General features: G+C 65.3%; 1 pseudogene. It reads left to right on the top strand.

The window, feature by feature from the left end:
- Positions 1 to 435 (top strand): annotated as a pseudogene (locus tag ACLJNW_RS23265) (hypothetical protein); the annotation flags it as partial.

The following is a 435-nucleotide window of genomic DNA, read 5'->3' as shown; positions in this document are numbered from 1 at the left end:
CTCCTCCACCCTGGAGCTGCTCGACCGTACCGGGCTGGCCGTGGCGGCGAGCAACTGGAACCTGCCGACCAGCTACGTGGGCCACAACTACGGTTTCCGTCCCTATTTCCGCCAGACCATCGCCCAAGGCTCCGGACGTTTCTATGCGGTCGGGGTGATCAGCGGGATTCCCGGTTATTTCCTGTCCCACGCGGTGCGCGCCGAGGACGGCAGCTTCCTGGGCGCAATCGTGGTCAAGCTGGAGTTTCCCGATCTGGAACGGCAGTGGAACCAGACCCCCGACCTGGTCCTGGCCAGCGACGCCAAGGGCATCGTGTTCCTCGCCAACCACGCCGGTTGGCGCTACCGCGAACTGGAACCGCTGGATACCGTGGACCGCTTCGAACTGGCGGAGACCCGGCAATACGATCGCCAGCCCCTGACACCCCTGAGCCA

This window comes from Salmonella sp. SAL4457 (assembly GCF_046548235.1).
Classification (GTDB): domain Bacteria; phylum Pseudomonadota; class Gammaproteobacteria; order Enterobacterales; family Enterobacteriaceae; genus Salmonella; species Salmonella enterica.
Note: the sequence above shows the minus strand (reverse complement) of the source record. Positions and strands in the feature narration are given on the sequence as shown.